Raw genomic sequence first — 18,478 nt, 5'->3', positions numbered from 1 at the left:
GGCGTCGCCGGACCGACCCCGCCATAGCGGCGTCAGCGGCCGCACAAGGCCCCCTGGCGTCCGTCTGCGACACCCACCACGGCGCCGCGCCCCGGGCGGCACCCGGCAGAGCTAGTCGCGACGCAGCGAGCCCTTGAGGTCCTTGAGGCGGCCGAGCAGACCGTTGACGAACGAGGGCGACTCGTCGGTGGAGAACTCCTTCGCCAGCTGGACCATCTCGTCCAGCACGACGGCGTCGGGCGTCTCGTCCACCCAGATCAGCTCGTAGGCGCCCAGGCGCAGGATGTTGCGGTCGACGACCGGCATCCGGTCCAGCGTCCAGCCGACCGAGTACTGCGCGATCAGCTCGTCGATGCGCTTCGCGTGTCCCGCGTAGCCCTCGACCAGTTGCATCGTGTACTCGCTGACCGGCGGCTGCCGGGTGTCCTCCCGGGAGAGCCGGACCCAGTCCGCGAGGACCGTCAGCACGTCGGCGTCGCGCTGGTCGCCCTCGAAGAGGATCTGGAAGGCACGCTTGCGGGCCGTGTTGCGAGCAGCCACGGTTAGCTGTTCACCCGGCCGAGGTAGTCGCTCGTGCGGGTGTCGACCTTGATCTTCTCACCGGTGGTGATGAAGAGCGGGACCTGGATCTGGTGACCGGTCTCCAGGATGGCGGGCTTGGTGCCGCCGGTGGAGCGGTCGCCCTGGACGCCCGGCTCGGTCTCCTGCACGACGAGCTCGACGGCGGCCGGCAGCTCGACGAAGAGCACCTCGCCCTCGTGCTGCGCCACGGTGGCGGTGAAGCCCTCGATCAGGAAGTTGGCGGCGTCGCCGACGGCCTTGCGGTCGACCATGAGCTGGTCGTAGGTCTCCATGTCCATGAAGACGAAGTACTCGCCGTCCATGTAGGAGAACTGCATGTCGCGCTTGTCGACGGTGGCCGTTTCGACCTTGACGCCGGCGTTGAAGGTCTTGTCGACCACCTTGCCGGAGAGCACGTTCTTGAGCTTGGTGCGCACGAAGGCCGGGCCCTTGCCGGGCTTGACGTGCTGGAACTCGACGACGGACCACAGCTGGCCGCCATCGAGCTTGAGCACCATGCCGTTCTTGAGGTCGTTCGTGGAAGCCACGGTTGCGGAATCTCCTGGACTGACGTGGACGACCCCGGGGGCACGCGCCTGTCTAAAGGGCGAGCAGCTCCTTGGTCGTGATGGTGAGTAGCTCGGGTCCGCCGTCCGCCTCGGGGCGGACGACGAGCGTGTCATCGATCCGGACACCGCCCCGGCCCGGGAGGTGGACCCCCGGTTCGACGGTGACCGGCACGCAAGCGTCCAGTTTACCCATGGCCGCGGGGGCCAACTGCGGGTCCTCGTCGTTTTCGAGCCCGACACCGTGCCCCGTCAGTGCCGAAAGGCTCTCACCGTACCCCGCGGAGTCCAGTACCTGACGTGCCGCGCGGTCCACGTCGCGGTAGGCGACGCCGGGTGCCAGTGCCTCCCGGCCGGCCCGCTGGGCAGCGAAGACGAGGTCGTACAGCTCGATCTGCCAGTCCGCCGGGGACGTACCGATGACGAAGGTGCGGCCGATCTCGCAGCGGTAGCCGCGGTAGGTGGCACCGAGGCAGACGGAGAGGAAGTCGCCCTCCTCGACCCTGCGGTCGGTGGGCCGGTGGGCCCGCTTACCGGAGTTCGGGCCGGTGGCGACGGAGGTGGCGAAGGCGGGGCCGTCGGCGCCGTGGTCGACGAGGCGGCGTTCCAGTTCCAGGGCGAGGTGGCGTTCCGTGCGGCCGACGAGGATGGATTCGAGCAGCTCGCCCAGTGCCTGGTCGGCGATCTCGGCGCCGATGCGGAGGCAGGAGATCTCCTCCTCGTCCTTGATCACCCTGAGCTGTTCGACGGCGCCGCCCAGGTCCGCGAGACGCAGCCGGGGAGCGACGGAGGCGAGCGCGCGGTGCCGGGTCACGGTGAGGTGGTGTTCCTCGACGGCCAGCGCGTCGATGCCCTGCGCGGCGGCCAGGCCGGCCGCGGCGACGGCCGGATCGCCCTCGGGCTCGGCCAGGACGTGCAGCGCCAGTGCGTCGTCGGGGCGCCACGGGGAGGCCCGGTCGTCCGGGGGGCCGCTGCAGACCAGCAGGTCCTGGCGTCGGCCGAGCAGGAGTACCGCGCCCTGCGGGGCCGCGCCCGCGAGGTAGCGGACGTTGGCGGGACGGGTCACGACCGCTGCCGCGCCGCCGAGCGCGTGACAGCGCTCCCGGAGACGGGTTCGGCGGGCTGCGTACACCTCTGACATGAGATGAGCGTAGGAGCTCCGCAGGTGGGGCGCGTGTTGGGAGAGGCCGAGTGGGGGCGTCACCGGTCGGGGAGCCGGGCTCCTCCCGCCTCGGCTACCAGCTGGGCGGACTGGCTATCGATCGTGCCAGTACGTCGTCCAGGACCTGGGCGGTCCGGGGGACGTCCATCTGGGAGTTGTCGATGATGGGGAGCCCGGAGCCGTACCAGCCGGCCATGCGGCCGTGGATGCGGGCGACCTCTTCGTCGGTGAGGCGGCGGTTGCCGGAGCGCTCGGCGTTGCGTTCCAGGACGATCTCCAGGCCGGGGAGGAGGACGACCGGGAGGAGGCCGGGGCCGACATGGCGCTTCCAGCCGCCGAGGCCGACGACCGGGCGGTCGGGGAAGACGGCGTCGTCGAGGATGCAGGAGATGCCGTTGGCCAGGAAGTTGCGCGCGGCGAAGCCGCAGGTGCGGCGGGCCAGGCGGTACTGGGCCTCGGAGTGGTCGTTCCACCCGGACTGGGGATCGGCGAAGCCGGAGCGGACCCATTCGCGGACGTCGTCGAGGCTGATGTGGGCGGTGGGCACCCGGCGGTGGTCCGCCCAGTACTTGGCGACGCTGGTCTTCCCGGCCCCCGCGGGACCGATGAGCAGGACCGCGAGGGTGGCGGCGGCCGGATCGGGCGCCGCCGTCGCGGGCGGTGCGCTGGGCACACCGACCGGACCGCCGGGCGGCAGCGGGACGTGGCCCGTGGTGTCCGGAGCCGCGGGCGCTGGAGCCGGCGGCGGCGCGGGCGGCATGGGGGCCGGCGGCACTCCGGTGAAGCCCGGGGCGGGAGGCGGCGGGGGCACGGGGGCCGACCCCTGATGTGTGCCCGGGTGATGCGGTCCCGGGTGGTGTGCGGCCGGCGACCAGCCGGTGGCCGGTCCGTGCCCCGGCTGATGGGGCGGCGGCAGCGGAGAACCCACTGCGTGCTGCATCCGGTGCCACTCCGTCTCGTACAGGCGATGGGCGCTGACAACGGGAAACGTACCCGCTCGTTACCGAACGGTACCGCCCCCGGCCGTCATTTGGTGAAACGGCCGAGGGCGGTCCGAAGTGCCCGGCCCGCACCGCGAATCGGGCGCAAGCCGTACTCCGGGAGCTACTCGCCGACCTCGCCGTAGGCGGCGAGCAGGACGGCCGGGTCGGGGCCTTCGAGCACGGTCGGCTTGGCCAGCCCGTCCAGCACGATGAACCGCAGCAGGTCGCCGCGGGACTTCTTGTCGACCTTCATGTTCTGCAGCAGCTTGGGCCACTGGTCGTAGCGGTAGTGCAGCGGCAGCCCGACGGATTCCAGGACGGTGCGGTGCCGGTCGGCGGTGGCGTCGTCCAACCGCCCGGCCAGACGGCCGAGTTCGGCGGCGAAGTGCATGCCCACGGCGACGGCGGCGCCGTGGCGCCACTGGTAGCGCTCGTTCTTCTCGATGGCGTGGCCGAGCGTGTGGCCGTAGTTGAGAATCTCCCTGAGGCCCGCTTCCTTCAGGTCGGAGGAGACCACCTCGGCCTTGACCCGGATGGACCGCTCGATCAGCTCGGCGGTGTGCGGACCGGCCGGGGTGCGGGCGGCATGCGGGTCGGCCTCGATGAGCTGGAGGATCTGCGGGTCGGCGATGAAGCCGGCCTTGATGATCTCGGCCAGGCCGGAGACGTAGTCGTGGACCGGCAGGGAGTCCAGCGCGGCGAGGTCGCAGAGCACGCCGGCCGGCGGGTGGAAGGCCCCCACCAGGTTCTTGCCCTCGGCGGTGTTGATGCCGGTCTTGCCGCCGACCGCCGCGTCCACCATGGCCAGCACCGTGGTCGGCACCGCGATCCAGCGCACCCCGCGCAGCCAGGTCGCGGCCACGAACCCGGCCAGGTCGGTGGTGGAGCCGCCGCCGACGCCGACGATGACGTCGGTGCGGGTGAAGCCGGACTGGCCGAGCGCCTTCCAGCAGTAGGCGGCGACCTCGGCGGTCTTGGCCTCCTCGGCGTTGGGCACCTGGATGGCGACGGCCTCGTAGCCCTGATCGGCCAGGTCGGCGCGGAGCGCCTCGCCGGTGTCGGCCAGCGCCTCCGGGTGGACGACCGCGACCCGCTGCGCCTTCTCGCCGATCAGAGCGCCGAGTTCGCCCAGGAGCTGACGGCCCACCAGGACCTCGTAGGGGTCGCTGCCCGCGCTGCCGCCGACCTGGATCCGGGTGACTGCCTCGCTCATGCTTCCTTCAACTCCAGTGCGTCCAAGGCCACTTGGGTGACCTCTTCGGGCGTGCGGCCGTCCGTGGCCACGACCGCCGTGGCGATCTCCTCGTACAGGTGCCGACGGGCTTCCATCAGCTCGCGCCACTGCTTGCGCGGGTTGACCGCGAGCAGCGGGCGGGCCGCGTTCAGTCCGGTGCGCTTGACCGCCTCCTCGACGTCCATCGAGAGGTAGACCACCCGCAGGCCGGCCAGTGCCGCGCGGGTGTCCGCGTCCAGGATCGCGCCGCCGCCCAGGGCCAGGATCCCGGTGTGCTCGGCCAGCGCCCGGTGCACCGCCTGCTTCTCGATCGCCCGGAAGGCCGACTCGCCCTCCTCGACGAAGATCTCCGCGATCGACCGGCCCTGCTCGGCCACGATGTCGTCGTCGGTGTCGCGGTAGGAGACCCCGAGCCGCTCGGCGAGCAGTTGCCCGACGGTGGACTTGCCCACGCCCATCGGGCCGACCAGCACGACCAGAGGTGCTGCGCTCATCGGATGGCCAGGTTGTCGAGGTAGGAGCGCACGTTGCGGCGGGTCTCGGGCACCGAGTCGCCGCCGAACTTCTCCGCCACCGCGTCCGCGAGGACCAGGGCGACCATCGCCTCGGCGACGATCCCGGCCGCCGGTACCGCCGACACGTCGGAGCGCTGGTGGTGGGCCCGGGTGGCCTCGCCGGTGGTGACGTCCACCGTCTGCAACGCGCGCGGCACGGTCGCGATCGGCTTCATCGCCGCGCGGACCCGCAGCAGCTCACCGGTGGTGAGCCCGCCCTCGGTGCCGCCGGAACGGCCCGACACGCGGCGGATGCCCTCGTCCGTCTTCACGATCTCGTCGTGCGCCTTGGAGCCCGGCACCCGTGCCAGCTCGAAGCCGTCGCCGATCTCCACACCCTTGATCGCCTGGATGCCCATCAGGGCACCGGCGAGCCGGGCGTCCAGCTTGCGGTCCCAGTGCACGTGCGAGCCCAGGCCCACGGGGACGCCGTAGGCCAGGATCTCGACCACGCCACCGAGGGTGTCGCCGTCCTTGTGGGCCTGGTCGATCTCCGCGACCATCGCCTTCGAGGCGTCGGCGTCCAGGCAGCGCACCGGGTCGGCGTCCAGCTTCTCCACGTCGGCCGGGGTAGGGTACACGCCCTGCGGCGCCTTCACCGAGGCCAGCTCCACGACATGGCTGACGATCTCGACGCCGGCCGTCTCCTTCAGGTACGACCGGGCCACCGCGCCCAGCGCCACCCGGGCCGCCGTCTCCCGCGCGGAGGCCCGCTCCAGGATCGGCCGGGCCTCGTCGAAGCCGTACTTCTGCATACCGGCGAGGTCGGCGTGGCCGGGACGGGGGCGGGTCAGCGGGGCGTTGCGGGCCAGGCCCGCGAGGATCTCGGGGTCGACCGGGTCGGCCGCCATCACCTGCTCCCACTTGGGCCACTCGGTGTTGCCCACCATGATCGCGACCGGCGAGCCCATGGTCAGGCCGTGCCGTACGCCGCCGATGAAGGTGACCTCGTCGCGCTCGAACTTCATGCGCGCACCGCGTCCATAGCCGAGCCGGCGCCGGGCCAGGTGGTCCGCCACCATCTCCGTGGTGATCGGCACGCCGGCGGGAAGTCCCTCCAGCGTCGCCACGAGTGCGGGACCGTGGGACTCCCCCGCGGTCAGCCAGCGCAACCTGCTCAACGGTGCTCCTCCATGCTCGCGCCCTGGTACTGCCCTGCGTACGCGCGTCCTCGTGTACGGCAACGGCGCGACCAGGTGCGCGGCCCCGGCCCGCCACCTCCGATCCTCCCACGTCCGGCGGGCGGGGCAGGCCGCCGGTCCATCAGACGGACGCGGGGGCCGGGCCGCAGGGGAACTCAGCGTGCGGCGAGCGCGTGCTCTCCGGCCTTCCGCATGGCGCCGAGGGGCGCCGGGGTCCGCCCGGTCATCTGCTCGACCTGGAGCACCGCCTGGTGGACGAGCAGGTCGAGGCCGCTGACCACGGCACCGCCGTACGCCGACCAGCGGGCCGCCAGCGCGGTCGGCCACGGGTCGTAGAGCACGTCGAACAGGGTGGCGGGCCGTTCCGGGAGCAGCGCCGACAGCTCGTCGGTGGCGCCGGCCGGGGTGGTGGCGATGACGAGCGGGGCACGCAGGGCCTCGGCGGCGCCGGCCCAGTCGGCGGTGCGCACCTCGACGTCGAGCCGCTCGCCCCACTGCCGCATCTCGGCGGCACGGGCCTCGCTGCGGACGTACACGACGACCTCGCCGGTGCAGATCCGGGCCAGCGCGGCCAGGGCGGAGGAGGCGGTGGCGCCGGCGCCGAGGATCGCCGCGGAGTCGACCTGCTCGATGCCGTGCTCGCGCAGGGCGGCGACCATGCCGGGGATGTCGGTGTTGTCGCCGACCCGGCGGCCGTCCTCCGTGAACACCACGGTGTTGACCGCCTCGACCGAGGCCGCCGTCTCGGTGATCTCGTCGAGCAGCGGGATGACGGCACGTTTCAGCGGCATGGTGACCGACAGCCCGGCCCACTCAGGTCCGAGGTCCGCGAAGAATCCCGGCAGGGCCGCCTCGTCGAGTTCGAAGCGTTCGTACGACCAGTCCGTGAGGCGCAGTTCCTCGTAGGCGGCACAGTGCAGCACCGGCGAGAGGGAGTGGGAAATGGGCTTGCCCAGCACCGCTGCCCGAGTTCTACGGACATTCTCGGACATCATCACACCATTCACTCAGCCGTTGTTCCTCGACGCGTTGAACTCCTGGACGAGCTTGTCGTGCTCCGCGAGGGTCTTGGTGAACTTGCTGGTCTTGCCGTCCAGGGAGATGAAGTAGTACCAGCCCTCACTCGTCGGGTTGAGCGCGCCCTTGAGCGCGTCCTCGCCGGGGTTGTCGATCGGGCCGGGCGGCAGGCCCTTGTAGAAGTACGTGTTGTAGCGGTTGTCGTACTGGCGCAGCTCGGCGATGGTCAGGTCGATCTTGCTCTGGTTCTTCACGTAGTTGTACGTGGAGTCGAACTCCAGCATGCCGTTGGTCTGCGGGTTTCCGGGCTTGAGCCGGTTGTAGACGACCTCGGCCATCTTGCGGAAGTCGTCGTGGCTCGTGCCTTCGGCCTGCACCAGACTCGCGACGGTGAGCAGTTGCCAAGGCCCGTCGAGGCCCAGGCTCTCGGCCTTCTTCTCCAGGCCGAGTTCCTCGTACTTCTCGGTGGCCCGGGCGACCATGTCCTTCAGGACGCTTTCCGGCTTCTCCCCCTTGCTGGCCGCGTAGGCGGAGGGGTAGAGGAACCCTTCCAGCGGGTCCTTGAGGTTGGGCTGGTCCAGGGCCCAGTCGGGAAGGCCGAGCTTCTTGTAGTCCTCTTTCGCGACCTTCGCCGTCGTGCCCTTGGAAACACCGAGGCGTGTGTCGATCAGCTCATAGACCTTCGCGTTGCGCGTGCCCTCGGGGATGAGCAGGTTGTTCTGGCTCTTCGGGTCGAGCATCAGCGCCACGGCGCTCTCGGCGGACATCTCCTTGTTCAGCAGATACGAGCCGGCCTGGATCTTGGCCGAGTCCTTGTTCTGCGCGAACGCCGACACGAAGGCGTCGACGCTCTTGACGACCCCCGCCGCCTTGAGCAGCCGCCCGATCTCGGCGCCGCCCGCGCCCGTCGGCACCGAGACGGGCACCGTCTCGCCGGTCCCGTCGCCCGCGAAGTCCGGCGCCGAGCCGAAACGATCCTGGTAGAACTGGTAGCCGAAGTAGCCGACCCCGCCGACACCTCCGACGAAGATCAACGTCAGCACCAGACAGGCACAGCCGCTGCGCCGCTTCTTGGGTTTCTTGCCGCCGCGGCCCCGGCGCTCGTCGCGGTCGTCCCGCGGGTCGTCGGAGTCGTCATCGTCGTCGGCGCCCGAGAAGAAGGCGTGTTCGCCCTGGTCGGGGCCGGGATCCCAGTCGGTCCGCGGTGGTTCCGGCTCGGCCTGGCGACGGCTGGGCGGCTCCGGGGGCGGATACGCGTCGGGGGTGCCGTAGTAGTCCCGCTGGTCGCCGCCGTAGGACGCGTTCTGCTGGCCGTACGGGTCCGAGGGGTCGGTGTACTGGACATGCGTGTGCGTGCCCGTGCCCCAGCTGCCGTTGTCGTACTGCTGCTGGGTCTGGGCGGCGTACTGCTGCTGCTCGTACTGCTGACCATTGTGCTGCGAGCCGTCGTACTGCTGACCGTTGTGCTGCGGGCCGTTGTACTGCTGACCGTTGTACTGCTGGTCGTACTGCTGCTCGCCGTACTGCTGCTGGTACTGCTGGTGCGGGTCGTGCTGCTGCGCCTGACCGTATGCGGCCTGCTGGCCGTCGCCCCAGCCACCGTTGTCGTACTGCGGCTGCTGCGGCTGCTCCGGATAGTGCTGCGGCTGGCCGCCGTAGGGGGACTGCCGACCCTCCTGGGCCTGCTGTCCGCCCCATCCGCCGTCCCCGTACAACGGGTCCTCCGGATGCCACGGTTCGGAGCCCTGGCCCCGGCCATACTCAGTCATCAAACCCCTAGAGCCGCGAGGGGGGCGGTTGCCCGTTTCACGGCTTGGCCACCGTCCCGCCTCTCTTTGTGCAGCAGCTGTTCGAATGCCGCCACATCGCGCGCGGAACGTTACCGTATCGCGATCAGATGACCACTTCGACGCGTTCGCCGAGTGCTTTACCTGACACCCGTTCGGATTCCAGCGCCTGTTGCAGGATGATCACGGCGGCTGCCTGGTCGATGACCGCTCTGCCCTTTTTGGACTTCACACCCGAGGCGCGCAGTCCCTGACTGGCCGTCACCGTGGTCATGCGCTCGTCCACGAGTCTCACCGGAACCGGCGCGATCATGCGAGCGAGCTCCTGGGCGAAGCCGCGGACCTTGACCGCGGCCGGGCCCTCGCCCCCCTTGAGGGAGCGCGGGAGCCCGACGACGACCTCGATCGGCTCGTACTCCTCGACCAGCTGCTTCAGTCGGCGGTGAGCTGCCGGGAGGTCCCGGCCCGGGACGGTTTCCACCGGGGTGGCGAGGATCCCGTCGGGGTCGCACGAAGCGACCCCGATCCGGGCGTCCCCGACGTCGATCGCCAGACGCCGGCCTCTGCGCATTACTTGGCCGTCTCCCCGACCAGACGCTCCACCGCTTCGACGGCCTCGCCGACCGCGGCCGGGTTCTGGCCGCCGCCCTGGGCGACGTCCGGCTTGCCGCCACCGCCGCCACCGAGGGTCTTGGCGGCCGTACGCACCAGGTCACCGGCCTTCAGACCGCGCTCGCGGGCGGCCTCATTGGTGGCGATGACCGTCAGCGGCTTGCCGTTGCTGACCGCGAACAGGGCCACGACCGCGGCCCGTCCGCCCTGGATGCGGCCCCGCACGTCGAGGACCAGCTTGCGCAGGTCGTCGGCGCTCGTGCCGTCGGGGACCTGACCGGTCACCACGGCGACGCCGCGGACGTCCTTGGCGGACTCGGCGAGACCGGCCGCGGCCTGGAGGACCTTCTCCGCGCGGAACTTCTCGATCTCCTTCTCGGCGTCCTTGAGCTTGCCGAGCATGGCGGAGACCTTCTCCGGAAGCTCCTCCGGACGGCCCTTGATCAGCTCCTGGAGCTGGGCGACGACCGTGTGCTCCCGGGCGAGGAAGTTGTAGGCGTCGACACCGACGAGCGCCTCGATACGGCGGACCCCGGAACCGATGGACGACTCGCCGAGCAGCTTGACCAGGCCGAGCTGCGAGGTGTTGTGCACATGGGTGCCGCCGCACAGCTCCTTGGAGAAGTCGCCGATGGTGACCACGCGCACGCGGTCGCCGTACTTCTCGCCGAACTCGGCGATGGCGCCCTGCTTCTTGGCCTCGTCGATGCCCATGACGTCGGCGCGGACGTCGAGGTCGCGGGCGAGCACCTCGTTGATCCGCTGCTCGACGTCGGTCATCACCGTCGTGGGAACGGCGGACGGGGAGCCGAAGTCGAAGCGGAAGCGGCCGGGCTGGTTCTCGGAACCGGCCTGGGCGGCCGTCGGGCCGAGCGCGTCACGCAGGGCCTGGTGGGTGAGGTGGGTGGCCGAGTGGGCGCGGGCGATGGCCGTGCGACGGCGGGCGTCGATCGAGGCGTGGGCCTTGGCACCGACGGTGACCTCGCCGAACTGCACGACGCCCTTGTGGACGTAGACGCCCGGGACCGGCTTCTGGCAGTCGCGGATCTCGATGACGGCACCGGAGTCGACCTTGATCTTCCCGGTGTCGCCGATCTGGCCGCCGCCCTCGGCGTAGAAGGGGGTGCGGTCGAGGACGATCTCGACCTCGTCGCCCTCGGTGGCGGCCGGCGAGGAGGCGCCGTCGACGAGGATGCCGACGATCGTGGACTCACTCTCGGTGTCCGTGTAACCGACGAAGTCGGTGGCACCCGCCTGGTCGGCGATCTCACGGTAGGCACCGGCGCCGGCGTGACCGGTCTTCTTCGCCTGGGCGTCGGCCTTGGCGCGCTCCCGCTGCTCCTTCATCAGGCGGCGGAAGCCGTCCTCGTCCACGGAGAGGCCCTGCTCGGCGGCCATCTCCAGGGTGAGGTCGATCGGGAAGCCCCAGGTGTCGTGGAGCAGGAACGCCTTGTCGCCGGAGAGGACCGTGCCGCCGGCCTGCTTGGTCTCGGTGACGGCGGTGTCGAGGATGTTCGTGCCGCCCTTGAGGGCCTTGAGGAAGGCGTTCTCCTCGGCGACGGCGACCTTCTCGATGCGCTCGCGGTCGGTGACCAGCTCCGGGTACTGCTGGCCCATCATCCGGATGACGGTGTCGATCAGATCGAGCACGACGGGTCCGGTGGCGCCCAGCAGGCGCATGTTGCGGATGGCGCGGCGCATGATGCGGCGCAGCACGTAGCCCCGGCCCTCGTTGCCGGGGGTCACGCCGTCGCCGATGAGCATCACCGAGGTGCGCATGTGGTCGGTGACCACGCGCAGGGAGACGTCCGAGGCGTGGGCGTCGCCGTAGGCCACACCCGTCAGTTCGGTGGCCTTCTTGATGACGGCCATGGAGGTGTCGATCTCGTACATGTTCTGCACGCCCTGCAGAATCATGGCGAGGCGCTCCAGGCCGAGGCCCGTGTCGATGTTCTTGCTCGGCAGCTCGCCGAGGATCTCGAAGTTGTCCTTGCCGATGCCCTCGCCGCGCTCGTACTGCATGAAGACGAGGTTCCAGATCTCCACGTACCGCTCGTCGTTGACGGCGGGGCCACCCTCGACGCCGAACTCGGGGCCGCGGTCGTAGTTGATCTCGGAACAGGGGCCACAGGGTCCGGGGACGCCCATGGACCAGTAGTTGTCCTTCATGCCCAGGCGCTGGATGCGCTCCTTCGGCACACCGACGACCTCGTGCCAGATGCGCTCGGCCTCGTCGTCGTCCTTGTAGACGGTGATCCAGAGCTTCTCCGGCTCCAGGCCGTAACCACCCTTGTCCTGGGGGCTGGTGAGCAGCTCCCAGGCGTACTGGATGGCGCCTTCCTTGAAGTAGTCGCCGAAGGAGAAGTTGCCGCACATCTGGAAGAAGGTGCCGTGGCGGGTGGTCTTGCCGACCTCTTCGATGTCGGGCGTGCGCACGCACTTCTGCACGCTGGTGGCGCGCGCGAAGGGCGGCTTGACCTCACCCAGGAAGTAGGGCTTGAAGGGCACCATGCCGGCGGGGACGAGCAGCAGAGTCGGGTCGTCCGCGATGAGCGACGCCGAAGGGACGACGGTGTGACCGCGCTCCTCGAAGAAGCTCAACCAGCGGCGGCGGATTTCAGCCGACTCCATCAGTGGTCCTCATTCCGGTTGTACGAGTACGTCGGGTACGTCGAGCCCTCGACGTACTTCGGGTTGTTGCGGTTCTCGATGGCGTGACGCCGGGGGGCGGGGAGTTCGGGATTCTCGTTGATCCCGAGGGCGTCGCCCAGCTCGGCCTCCCGCACGGCCATGTTGTCCCGCACGTCGAGCGCGAAGCCGACGGCACGGTCCTTGATGCGGTGGCCTGCCTCGATCGCCTTGTTCCCCGCGGTCTTGGCGAGGCTCTCCGGCGTCAGCTGCTTCAGCTTGCGGTTGACCTTGGTGGTGGCCCACACACCGGCGGCGACGCCCGTGGTGAACCAGAAGGTACGGCGGAACATCGCTGGCTCTCAGTCCCTCTTCCCTCGGGTGTTCCGCTTGTCCCGTCGGGAGACCGTGCGGCCCACGATCACGGTACGCCGGGGCTCCTTGGCGGGCACGTCGTCCTTGCGGCCGGTGATCGCCCGGCGCACGCCGTAGCCGAAGGCCGCGACCTTGACCAGGGGGCCGCCGAAGGTGGAGGCCACGGTGGTGGACAGCGCCGACGCGTTCGACGTGACCTCCTGGACGTCCGAGGCGATGGCGTCCACCCGGTCGATCTGGGTCTGCGCGGAGCGCACCGCCGCGGAGGCGTCGGCCAGCAGCGGGACGGCCTGATCCGTCACGTCCGCGACCAGCTTGGTGGTCGCCCTGAGCGTCTGGGCCAGCCTCGCCAGCGCGACGGCGAGGAAGGACACCAGGATCGCCCAGAAGACGGCCACCAGGATCCCGGCAACCTCTCCACCGGACACTGTGTGCACCCGCTCCCTGAAACGTGCTGCGTAACGAAAATGCGTAACGAAAAGTCGTACGCCGAGCCTATCGCGCCCGCGACGGCGCTCCGCACCGGATTGCCGCCCGTGGCCGCCCGAGTCGCGCGCACCGACTGTACGGACCGAACACGTCTCAGTACGCTCCGTGTTCCATGTGCGAAGATCAGTCCGGCGGTACGCCTCTGAACGGCGATCTCCCCTTGGAACTCACCGCGTTCGTGGGCCGCTCGGCCGAACTCGCGGGGCTGGCGCGGACGCTCGACGCGGGCCGGCTGGTGACTGTGACCGGGCCCGGCGGGGTCGGCAAGTCCCGGCTCGCGGCGCGGGCGGCGGCTCGATCCGCTCCCCCGGACGGGATCGCGCGGGTGGAGCTGGCGCCGGTGCGCGACCCGGAGTTCGTGGACCACGCGGTGGTGGACGCCCTGGGCCTGACGGACCACACCACGCGTGCGCCGCGCGAGACGCTGCTCGCGCATCTGGCCGGGTGCCGGCTCCTGCTGGTCCTCGACGGGTTCGAGCACCTGACGGCCGCGTGTGCCGACCTGGTGGGCGAGCTGCTGGGCCGCGCTCCCGGACTGCGGGTGCTCGCGGTGGGGCGCCGGCCGCTGGGCGTGGCGGGTGAGCGCGTGTTCCCGCTGGAGCCGCTGGCCGAGGACGAGGCGGTCGAGCTGCTCGTGGACCGTGCGGCACTGCACGGGATCGCGCTGCGGGACGATCCGGAGGTACGGCGACTGTGCCGGCGGCTGGACGGCATCCCGCTGGCGATCGAGCTGGCCGCGGGCCGGCTGCGGGCGCTGTCCCCCGGGCAGCTGCTGGAACGCCTCGACGACCGCTTCCAGCTGCTGACCGGCGGCTCACGGGACGCGCTCCCCCGGCACCGCACCCTGCGTACGGCGATCGGCAGGAGCCACGAACTGTGCAGCCCCGAGGAGCGGTTGCTGTGGTCGCGGCTGTCGGTGTTCGCCGGGCGGTTCGACCTGGAGGCCGCCGAGTACGTGTGCTGCGGCGACGGCCTGCCCTCCGACGACGTCCTCGACGTCCTGACCGAGCTGCTCGCCCAGTCCGTGATCACCCGCGAGGAGACCCCGGCGGGCGTGCGTTACCGGATGCTGGACACGGTCCGGGCCTACGGCGCCGACTGGCTGGAGGCGACGGGCGACGCGGACCGGCTGCGCCGCCGGCACCGCGACTGGTACGTGGGGCTGGCGACGTGGTGCGAGCTGGACTGGTTCTCCCCGCGTCAGCGGGAGGTGGCCGCGCGTGTCGACGCCGATCTGCCGAACCTGCGCTGCGCCCTGGAGTACAGCCTGGCGGACCCGGAGGAGGCCCATCTGGGCCAGTTCCTCGCGGGCGCGCTGTGGTTCTGCTGGGTCGGCTGCGGCCGGCTGGCGGAGGGCCGGCACTGGCTGGAGCAGGCCGTCCGGCTGGAGTCGGACCACACGCGGCCGCGGCTCAAGGCTTTGTGGGTGCTCGGCTATGTGGCGGTCCTCCAGGGCGACAGGGTGCCCGCGCTGGCGGCGCTCCAGGAGTGCCGAGAGGAGGCGGAGCGGGCCGCGAGCGCGACGGGGGTGGCCTACGCGGAGCACCGCACCGGCTGTCTGGCCCTGGTGACCGACGACATGGCGCGCGCGGAGAGGCTGCTGCGCTCGGCGCTGGAGCGCTACCGCGAGATCGGCGAGCTCAACAGCAATGTGCTGATGGGCCAGGTGGAGCTGGCGATGGCGCGGGCGTTCCTGGGCGATCTGCCGGACGCGGTGCGGCTGTGCGAGGACGTCCGGGTGGTGTGCGACGACCACGGCGAGCGCTGGGCGCGCGCCTACGCGCTGTTCGTCCTGGCGTACGCCGCCTGGAGCGGGGGCGAGTCCGCCCGGGCGCGGGAGCTGCTGACGGACTGCCTGAGCAGTGCCCACTCCTTCCGCGACCTGCTCGGCTCGGTGCTGTCGATCGAGCTGCTGGCCCTGGTCACGGCCACCGAGGGCGACCCGGCGGAGGCCGCGGTGCTGCAGGGCGCGGCGGCCGCGCTGTGGCCGTCGGTGGGCCTGCCGCTGTTCGGCTCGGCGTACTTCAACGCCCCGCACGAGCTGTGCGAGGCGAGAGCCCGCGAGCAGCTGGGGGACGAGCGGTACGAGGAGTGCGTACGGCAGGGGACGCGGCTGGGCCGGGAGGCCGCGGTGTCCCGGGCGCTGGGCTGGTCGGCGCCGAGTGCGGGGACGGCGGACGCGCTGCCGGCACCGCGCGGGCCGGTGCGGCACACGACGGTGCCGCTGCCCCCGGACATGCGCGAGCCCGCCGCCTCGCCCACCCGGAACGGTGGGGAGACGACGGGCTGACGCGCAGGTGGTGCTACGTCCGCTGCCGGATGATCAGCGGGCGTAGTACTCGACGACGAGCTGCTCGTCGCAGATCACCGGGATCTCCTTGCGGTTCGGCTCGCGGTCCAGGCGGAAGGCCAGGGCACGGAGGTTCACCTGGAGGTAGCGCGGGGTCTCGCCGTCGGGGGCGAAGCCGCCCTCACGGGCGATGGAGAAGAGGGTCTTCTCACGGCTGCGCTCGCGGACCATCACGACGTCGTCGGGCTTGACGCGGAAGGACGGCTTGTCGACCTTCTGGCCGTTGACCTCGATGTGGCCGTGGACGACCATCTGGCGGGCCTGGTAGATCGTGCGGGCGATGCCCGAACGCAGGACCAGCGCGTCGAGACGGCGCTCGAGCTCGATGATCAGGGCCTCACCGGTCTTGCCCTGGACCTTGGAGGCACGCTCGTAGGCGCGGACGAGCTGGCGCTCGGACACGTCGTACTGCGCGCGCAGACGCTGCTTCTCGAGCAGACGGACCTTGTAGTCCGAGTTCTGCTTGCGGCCACGGCCGTGCTCACCCGGCGGGTAGGGACGGGCCTCGAAGTACTTGACGGCCTTCGGGGTCAGCGCGATGCCGAGGGCACGCGACTTCTTGACCTTGGGGCGGGACTGGTTCGCCACGATCTCTCATTTCTCGGTGTTCGGCTTGTCAGAGTTATGGGAGGTCGCATCCGCAGCCGGGGAAACCCTCCCCGTCCTCGCGGACGGGGCGAGTAGCCGCTCCCCTGGTCTGGGCACATACGTGCAGCACGCGAGTGGCCCACCGACCGGTCTCACCGTGTGGTGAGGGGTGGTGGGCTGCCCGCGACACCATTCGAACGGTGCGCGACGCTCCTGGAACCCACAAGGGGTTCCGGCTGACCGTCCCGTTCTGACTGCACGGGACACAGCGCTTCGAGGGATTCTACAGGGTGCTCAGGACCGCCTACGACCGAGGTGCTTGCGGGTCCACTCCACCGCGTCGGCGTACCGGGCCTCGGCGCCGTGCCGGGTGGGTGTGTAGTACTCCCGGTCCTTCAGCTCCTCCGGGGCGTACTGCTGGGCGGCGATGCCTTCGGGCAGGTCGTGCGGGTAGACGTACCCCTGGGCGTGCCCGAGCTTGGCCGCGCCCTTGTAGTGCCCGTCCCTCAGGTGCGTCGGCACGGGTCCCGCGTGTCCCTTGCGTACGTCCTCCATGGCGGCGCCGATCGCCATGGTCGCGGCGTTGGACTTGGGGGCCAGCGCGAGGGCGATGGTGGCGTGGCTCAGCGTCAGCGCGGCCTCGGGGAAGCCGATCATGGCGACGGCCTGGGCGGCGGCGACCGCTATGGACAGCGCGTTGGGGTCGGCCAGGCCGATGTCCTCGCTCGCGGAGATCATCAGGCGGCGGGCGATGAAGCGGGGGTCCTCGCCGGCCTCGATCATGCGGGCCAGGTAGTGCAGGGCCGCGTCGACGTCCGAACCCCGGATGGACTTGATGAGGGCGCTGGCGACGTCGTAGTGCTGGTCGCCGTCGCGGTCGTACTTCACGGCCGCGCGGTCGACGGTCTCCTCCAGCGTGGTGAGGGAGATCTCCGCCTCGCCCTTGTCGAGCGCGGCCCCGGCGGCCGCTTCCAGGGCGGTCAGGGCGCGGCGGGCGTCGCCGCCGGCGATCCGCAGCAGGTGGTCCTCGGTGTCCTCGGGGAGGGCGACGGCTTCCTTCAGGCCCCGCTCATCGCTCAGGGCCCGCCTCAGGAGCCCTCTGAGGTCGTCGTCCGTGAGGGGTTCGAGGGTCAGCAGCAGCGAGCGGGAGAGCAGGGGCGAGATCACCGAGAAGTACGGGTTCTCGGTGGTCGCCGCGATCAGGGTGACCCAGCGGTTCTCGACGGCCGGGAGCAGGGAGTCCTGCTGGGCCTTGCTGAAGCGGTGGATCTCGTCGAGGAAGAGGACGGTCTCCTTGCCGAAGCCGCCGGTGGCGCGGCGGGCCCCGTCGATGACGGCGCGGACCTCCTTGACGCCGGCGGTGATCGCCGACAGCTCCACGAACCGCTTGTTGGTGGCCTTGGAGACGACGTACGCCAGGGTGGTCTTCCCGGTGCCGGGCGGGCCCCAGAGGATCACCGAGGAGGGTCCGGCCGGGCCGCCCGCGCTCTCGCCGACCAGGCGGCGCAGGGGTGAGCCCGGCTTGAGCAGGTGCTGCTGGCCGACCACCTCGTCGAGGGTGCGCGGACGCATCCGGACCGCCAGGGGGCTGGCGGTCGGGTCCTTCTCCTGGCGGTCTTCCGCGGCGGCGGTGAACAGGTCGGGCTCCACATCCGAAACCCTAATTCACGGTACTGACAATCCGTTCCGGACGGTCAGCTGGTCCAGAAGTCCCACCAGCGGGTCATGATCAGGATGCCGATGACGCCGATGTGCAGCACCGGGAGCACCCAGGTGAACTCGCTGAAGAAGCCCTTGAGCCAGCGGGGCGCGGGCAGGAAGTCGTTGCGCACGTTGAACGACGTGACGTACCAGAACATGAAGATCGTGGCGACCCAGGCCAGGGAGCACCACAGGCACAGGGCGCCGATGCGGTACAGCGACTGGTACTGGAGCCAAGTGCAGAAGCCGACACCGAAGAGCGTGCCGAAGTTGAAGGTGAGCCAGTACCAGCGCGGGAAGCGGGCCCGGGCCAGCAGGCTCATGCCGACGCCGATGACGATGCCGTAGCAGACGAGGCCGAGCATCGGGTTGGGGAAGCCGAAGGCCTCGGCCTGCTTGCTCTCCATGACGCTGCCGCAGGAGACGACCGGGTTCAGGCTGCAGCCGGGGACGAAGGTCGTGCCCGCGACCTTGGCCTCGAGGAGCTTGAACTTGTCGATCGTGATGACCCACGCGGCGAGCAGACCCGCCGCACCGGTGATCACCAGCAGCAGGGCGAAGGCCTTGCTGCCGCCCACCGTGCGCGGCGCGGAGCCGGCGCCCGCCGACGACGGCTCGGGCTCGGTGGAGACGTCTTTCACTGTGGTCCTACTCATCACGCCGATTCCGTCTGCTGGAGAGTTGACCTTCTTCGGGCATCGGCCATTGTGCCGCACACAGGCGTCTGTC

General features: G+C 70.7%; 17 protein-coding genes. 1 reads left to right on the top strand and 16 read right to left on the bottom strand.

Going from position 1 to position 18,478, the window contains the following annotated elements:
* Nucleotides 1–111: 111 nt before the first annotated feature.
* The 13 genes from nusB to K4B79_RS28395 form a co-directional block, all read right to left on the bottom strand.
* Nucleotides 112–540 (bottom strand): transcription antitermination factor NusB, encoded by a 429-nt coding sequence (gene nusB / locus K4B79_RS28455; protein WP_232029784.1) that lies wholly within the window; start codon nucleotides 538–540, stop codon nucleotides 112–114.
* A gap of 2 nt (nucleotides 541–542) precedes the next feature.
* Complete coding sequence (gene efp, locus K4B79_RS28450; protein ID WP_232029783.1) at nucleotides 543–1,109, bottom strand: elongation factor P; 567 nt, start codon at nucleotides 1,107–1,109, stop codon at nucleotides 543–545.
* A gap of 52 nt (nucleotides 1,110–1,161) precedes the next feature.
* The gene (locus tag K4B79_RS28445; RefSeq protein WP_232029782.1) at nucleotides 1,162–2,268 is read right to left on the bottom strand and encodes an aminopeptidase P family protein; all 1,107 of its coding nucleotides are present in this window, start codon (nucleotides 2,266–2,268) and stop codon (nucleotides 1,162–1,164) included.
* A gap of 94 nt (nucleotides 2,269–2,362) precedes the next feature.
* Nucleotides 2,363–3,229 carry a Pro-rich N-terminal domain-containing protein gene (locus tag K4B79_RS28440; RefSeq protein ID WP_232029781.1) on the bottom strand — a complete coding sequence of 289 codons (867 nt, stop codon included), beginning with the start codon at nucleotides 3,227–3,229 and terminating at the stop codon, nucleotides 2,363–2,365.
* Nucleotides 3,230–3,393: 164 nt separating this feature from the next.
* The gene (aroB, locus tag K4B79_RS28435; protein ID WP_232029780.1) at nucleotides 3,394–4,485 is read right to left on the bottom strand and encodes a 3-dehydroquinate synthase; all 1,092 of its coding nucleotides are present in this window, start codon (nucleotides 4,483–4,485) and stop codon (nucleotides 3,394–3,396) included.
* Nucleotides 4,482–5,000 carry a shikimate kinase gene (locus tag K4B79_RS28430; RefSeq protein ID WP_232029779.1) on the bottom strand — a complete coding sequence of 173 codons (519 nt, stop codon included), beginning with the start codon at nucleotides 4,998–5,000 and terminating at the stop codon, nucleotides 4,482–4,484. The genes aroB and K4B79_RS28430 overlap by 4 nt, the downstream gene beginning before the upstream one ends.
* Complete coding sequence (aroC, locus tag K4B79_RS28425; RefSeq protein WP_232029778.1) at nucleotides 4,997–6,181, bottom strand: chorismate synthase; 1,185 nt, start codon at nucleotides 6,179–6,181, stop codon at nucleotides 4,997–4,999. The genes K4B79_RS28430 and aroC overlap by 4 nt, the downstream gene beginning before the upstream one ends.
* A gap of 176 nt (nucleotides 6,182–6,357) precedes the next feature.
* Nucleotides 6,358–7,194 (bottom strand): shikimate dehydrogenase, encoded by an 837-nt coding sequence (locus tag K4B79_RS28420; RefSeq protein ID WP_232029777.1) that lies wholly within the window; start codon nucleotides 7,192–7,194, stop codon nucleotides 6,358–6,360.
* Between the two features lie 15 nt (nucleotides 7,195–7,209).
* The gene (gene mltG / locus K4B79_RS28415) at nucleotides 7,210–8,988 is read right to left on the bottom strand and encodes an endolytic transglycosylase MltG (RefSeq protein ID WP_232029776.1); all 1,779 of its coding nucleotides are present in this window, start codon (nucleotides 8,986–8,988) and stop codon (nucleotides 7,210–7,212) included.
* Between the two features lie 124 nt (nucleotides 8,989–9,112).
* Nucleotides 9,113–9,577 carry a Holliday junction resolvase RuvX gene (gene ruvX / locus K4B79_RS28410; protein WP_232029775.1) on the bottom strand — a complete coding sequence of 155 codons (465 nt, stop codon included), beginning with the start codon at nucleotides 9,575–9,577 and terminating at the stop codon, nucleotides 9,113–9,115.
* The gene (gene alaS / locus K4B79_RS28405) at nucleotides 9,577–12,249 is read right to left on the bottom strand and encodes an alanine--tRNA ligase (RefSeq protein ID WP_232029774.1); all 2,673 of its coding nucleotides are present in this window, start codon (nucleotides 12,247–12,249) and stop codon (nucleotides 9,577–9,579) included. The genes ruvX and alaS overlap by 1 nt, the downstream gene beginning before the upstream one ends.
* Complete coding sequence (locus K4B79_RS28400) at nucleotides 12,249–12,599, bottom strand: hypothetical protein (protein WP_232029773.1); 351 nt, start codon at nucleotides 12,597–12,599, stop codon at nucleotides 12,249–12,251. Before K4B79_RS28400 ends, alaS begins: the two co-directional genes overlap by 1 nt.
* 9 nt (nucleotides 12,600–12,608) lie before the next feature.
* Nucleotides 12,609–13,058: a DUF948 domain-containing protein gene (locus K4B79_RS28395; RefSeq protein WP_232029772.1), complete on the bottom strand. Its 450-nt coding sequence runs from the start codon at nucleotides 13,056–13,058 to the stop codon at nucleotides 12,609–12,611.
* Between the two features lie 164 nt (nucleotides 13,059–13,222).
* Here K4B79_RS28395 and K4B79_RS28390 point away from each other — a divergent pair, with 164 nt between their 5' ends.
* On the top strand, nucleotides 13,223–15,400 hold the full coding sequence (locus tag K4B79_RS28390) for an ATP-binding protein (protein WP_232029771.1): 2,178 nt from the start codon (nucleotides 13,223–13,225) through the stop codon (nucleotides 15,398–15,400).
* Between the two features lie 33 nt (nucleotides 15,401–15,433).
* On the opposite strand, the gene rpsD is transcribed toward K4B79_RS28390, so the two are convergent.
* From rpsD to K4B79_RS28375, 3 genes are all read right to left on the bottom strand, one after another.
* Nucleotides 15,434–16,048 (bottom strand): 30S ribosomal protein S4, encoded by a 615-nt coding sequence (gene rpsD / locus K4B79_RS28385; protein ID WP_095754424.1) that lies wholly within the window; start codon nucleotides 16,046–16,048, stop codon nucleotides 15,434–15,436.
* Between the two features lie 294 nt (nucleotides 16,049–16,342).
* A complete protein-coding gene (locus tag K4B79_RS28380; protein ID WP_232029770.1) occupies nucleotides 16,343–17,698 on the bottom strand; it encodes a replication-associated recombination protein A in 1,356 nt (451 codons plus the stop codon).
* A gap of 44 nt (nucleotides 17,699–17,742) precedes the next feature.
* A complete protein-coding gene (locus K4B79_RS28375; RefSeq protein ID WP_232029769.1) occupies nucleotides 17,743–18,405 on the bottom strand; it encodes a vitamin K epoxide reductase family protein in 663 nt (220 codons plus the stop codon).
* Nucleotides 18,406–18,478: the final 73 nt, after the last annotated feature.

The sequence above is a fragment of the Streptomyces lincolnensis genome (assembly GCF_021173675.1).
In the GTDB taxonomy this organism is placed as follows: Bacteria; Actinomycetota; Actinomycetes; order Streptomycetales; family Streptomycetaceae; genus Streptomyces; species Streptomyces lincolnensis_B.
This window is presented reverse-complemented; position numbering and strand designations above follow the sequence as displayed.

Coding starts and splice junctions, on each gene's coding strand:
- alaS (WP_232029774.1), bottom strand. CDS start 12,249: ATGGAGTCGGCTGAAATCCGCCGCCGCTGGTTGAGCTTCTTCGAGGAG.
- ruvX (WP_232029775.1), bottom strand. CDS start 9,577: ATGCGCAGAGGCCGGCGTCTGGCGATCGACGTCGGGGACGCCCGGATC.
- aroB (WP_232029780.1), bottom strand. CDS start 4,485: ATGAGCGAGGCAGTCACCCGGATCCAGGTCGGCGGCAGCGCGGGCAGC.
- K4B79_RS28420 (WP_232029777.1), bottom strand. CDS start 7,194: ATGTCCGAGAATGTCCGTAGAACTCGGGCAGCGGTGCTGGGCAAGCCC.
- K4B79_RS28430 (WP_232029779.1), bottom strand. CDS start 5,000: ATGAGCGCAGCACCTCTGGTCGTGCTGGTCGGCCCGATGGGCGTGGGC.
- K4B79_RS28445 (WP_232029782.1), bottom strand. CDS start 2,268: ATGTCAGAGGTGTACGCAGCCCGCCGAACCCGTCTCCGGGAGCGCTGT.
- K4B79_RS28390 (WP_232029771.1), top strand. CDS start 13,223: ATGTGCGAAGATCAGTCCGGCGGTACGCCTCTGAACGGCGATCTCCCC.
- mltG (WP_232029776.1), bottom strand. CDS start 8,988: ATGACTGAGTATGGCCGGGGCCAGGGCTCCGAACCGTGGCATCCGGAG.
- K4B79_RS28375 (WP_232029769.1), bottom strand. CDS start 18,405: ATGAGTAGGACCACAGTGAAAGACGTCTCCACCGAGCCCGAGCCGTCG.
- K4B79_RS28400 (WP_232029773.1), bottom strand. CDS start 12,599: ATGTTCCGCCGTACCTTCTGGTTCACCACGGGCGTCGCCGCCGGTGTG.
- K4B79_RS28440 (WP_232029781.1), bottom strand. CDS start 3,229: ATGCAGCACGCAGTGGGTTCTCCGCTGCCGCCGCCCCATCAGCCGGGG.